At 63.0% G+C, this 2,866-nt stretch carries 3 protein-coding genes and 1 pseudogene; 2 read left to right on the forward strand and 2 right to left on the reverse strand.

Annotated features, from left to right (window positions below; genetic code table 11):
* Both BG35_RS13190 and BG35_RS0108535 read left to right on the forward strand, forming a co-directional pair.
* Positions 1 to 196, forward strand: a pseudogene (locus tag BG35_RS13190) (hypothetical protein); the annotation flags it as partial.
* 132 nt (positions 197 to 328) lie between these two features.
* Positions 329 to 781, forward strand: coding sequence for an RNA recognition motif domain-containing protein (locus BG35_RS0108535; RefSeq protein ID WP_034418086.1), 453 nt, complete (start codon positions 329 to 331; stop codon positions 779 to 781).
* Here BG35_RS0108535 and BG35_RS0108540 read toward each other — a convergent pair.
* The gene (locus BG35_RS0108540) at positions 778 to 1,755 is read right to left on the reverse strand and encodes a phytoene synthase (protein WP_080688114.1); all 978 of its coding nucleotides are present in this window, start codon (positions 1,753 to 1,755) and stop codon (positions 778 to 780) included. The two genes, BG35_RS0108535 and BG35_RS0108540, sit on opposite strands and share 4 nt — an antisense overlap.
* Before the next feature lie 48 nt (positions 1,756 to 1,803).
* Positions 1,804 to 2,866, reverse strand: a 1,063-nt coding sequence (gene pds / locus BG35_RS0108545; protein WP_025782494.1) for a 15-cis-phytoene desaturase, incomplete at its 5' end; no start/stop codon positions are given.

Raw genomic sequence — 2,866 nt, forward strand, 5'->3', positions numbered from 1 at the left:
ACAGGAGGCCCTGTCCGTCTCCCCCGGCCCCCAACTGGGGGCGCTAATGGCGTTTCTGCGGCGCGAGAGCGCTTTCGGGCGCCTGGCCGTTGCCGATGAGGCGTCCATCCTGGACCGTGCTCGACAATGGCTTGCAACAGACGGGGCTGCAACAGGTAGCTTCTCCCCGGCGGATCCCCCGTCGGAATTGGCCTGATTCACCCTGATGTGATAAAGATGGTGGCGATTCTGGCTTGGATCTGCCAAAAAGTTCTGGCATCCTGTTGACTTCACTCTTGATTTCAACGTTCTTTTCACACTTTTCACGTCCCTTCCCCCATTGCAACGCATGAACAACCGTTCCAACAATAATCAGCAGGGAATTCGCATCTATGTGGGCAACGTGCCACGGGATGCTGATCTTCAGGAGCTTGAGGGCCAGTTCAAGGCCGTTGTGGATCAAAGCATTCGCTTCAAGCCGGTCACCGACCGGGAGAGTGGCGAGTGCCGTGGTTTCGGCTTCATCAGTGTCAGTGACGACCGTCTGGCGGAGGCGGTTATTGCCCAGTTCAACGGCAAGGAGTTTGCCGGCCAAGCCCTGCGGGTGGAGCGCTCGGAGCGCAGGGACGGCAACCGCAACGCCGGTGGCCGCCGCAACGACCAGACCCCCTCCCGGGGCAGCAAGGTGGCCGACAAGCTGGTTCACCGTGAACTTGCCGAGGTGGATGCTCCGGATCCCCGCTGGAGCCAGGAACTCTCCAAGCTCAAGCTGCTGCTGGACCAACAGAAGACAGCAGTTTAGCGGGACTGGGCCAGGCTGAAACAGATGGGCAGGCTCAGCAGCTTCCTCAGACGAGGCACGTAAGCCCTGCGGGAGAAAACGTCGTAGCCGTTGTCTTCAATGACCTTGAGGATGCCCTGATAAAGCTGCAGCGATGTCCACACGGGCCAGCGGGCATCTCTGCAGAGCCAGCGAATCCCCGCCTCCGAGCGACGAAACCACGCCCGGGCGCGCTGCACCTGGAATCTCATCAGCCCCCGCCAGCGCTCATTGACCACCCCGTCCATCAACTCCGCTTCCGTGTAGTTGAACCGCGTCAGTTCCTCCTGGGGGATGTAGATGCGCCCCCGTTCCCGATCTTCCCCCACGTCCCGCAGGATATTGGTGAGTTGGCTGGCGATGCCCAGGGCCACGGCGCAGTTGGTGGGATCGGGGCATCGGCTCCAGGGGGCGGAGGTGAAGGCCGCATCCAGTCCCATCACCGCCTGGCTCATCAGCCCCACGGTGCCCGCCACCCGATAGCAGTAACGTTCCAGTTCCACAAAGGTCCGGTAGCGCTTCAGGTTGATATCCATCCGTTGCCCGGCAATCATCTCCAGATAGGGGGCGATGTCCTGGGGATAGCGCTGCAGGGTGTCCCAGAGGGCCATGTCCTGGGCATCCTCCACCTCTCCGGCAAACAGCCGCCGGGTGCGCTCCTCCCACCGGTTGAGACGCTGGTGGAGTCGGCCGGGGTCCATGGCGGCTGCATCGGGAGCGTCCACCAGCTCGTCCGTGCGTCGGCACCACACGTAGATGGCCCAGATGGCGCGACGCTTCCGGGGGGGCATCAGCAGGCTGCCCAGGTAATAGGTTTTGGCCCAGTGCCGGGTTTCTGCGCGGCAGGCTTCATAGCCCTCCTCCAGGCTGGGGGGGCTCACCGCGGCGCCGCGCCACAGGATGGATGGATGGTGATCGGCTGGCCAGGCGGGACGGACATATTCCGAAGATCTCATGGGCGCAGTGGCAGCCGTCCGGACAAGCTGGGATCAGGGGTCAGCCTATCAGTGTGTCTTGGCCGATGACGTCGCGCCATGGTGAACGATGGCCTGGGCGCAGAGCTTGCCGCTGAGTACGGCGCCTTCCATGGAGGCCATATAGCGCTGGCGGGTGTAGTCTCCCGCCAGGAAGAAATTGGGAATCGGCGTGGTCTGGCCGGGGCGAAGTTCCTGGCAACCGGGTGTGGTTTTGTACACCGAGAGAGGCGTCTTCACCACCCGGTACTTGCGCAGCCGGGCGGGGGTGTCTCCAGTGAAATGGCTGGGGAACAGGGTTTTCAACTCTTCCATGGTCACCTGGACAATGTCCTGGTCCGGGCGGCTGATCCAGTCCTTTGCAGGGGCAAACACCAGCTCCAGCATGGAGCGCTCCGGGTCTTCATACCCCCTGCACGTGACGCTCATATCCGCATAGACGCTGAGCAGGGGGGAACGACTGAACAGAAGATGGTCAATGTCTGTGAGCTTGCGGTCAAACCAGAGGTGAACATTGATGACGGGAACACCCCGGAGGCCAGCCAGCTTGGCGAACAGGGGCAGTTGTCGCCATGGCTCCGGCAGCAGCAGCTTGAGCGCGTCCACCGGCAGGGCGCTGACGTAGGCGTCCGCGACAACGCCTGGGCGGTCCTTGCCCCCCATGCCAAAGCCGGCCACTTGACCGTCGGGGGACAGGTCAATGGTGCGCAAGGGGGTGTTGAGCTTCACGGCGCCCCCATGGGCGCAAATGTGGTCCGCCAGGGGCTGGCAGAGGCGCTCCGGTGGGGCGCCATCCAGAAAGGCCATGCGGGAGCCGTGTTTTTCCTGCAGGAAGCGGTTCAGGGCCGTAAGCACCACGGTGGCGGAGATCTCGTCCGGATTGATGAAATTGAGGGCCTTGCTCATGGCGATGAACACTTCCTCGTTGACCCGCTCCGGGATGTTGTGCAGCCGTAGCCACTGGGTCCAGGAGTACTGGTCGCAGGCTTCCACGTAGGGCTGCCCCCTCACCATGGCGGGCGCCAGCCCCACCCCGAAGGCAATTTTCTCCGGCCAACTCAGCAGATCGTTGTTGCCGAGGATGGCCGCCACC

Source organism: Candidatus Synechococcus spongiarum SH4, assembly GCF_000586015.1.
GTDB classification, from domain to species: Bacteria; Cyanobacteriota; Cyanobacteriia; order PCC-6307; family Cyanobiaceae; genus Synechococcus_B; species Synechococcus_B spongiarum_F.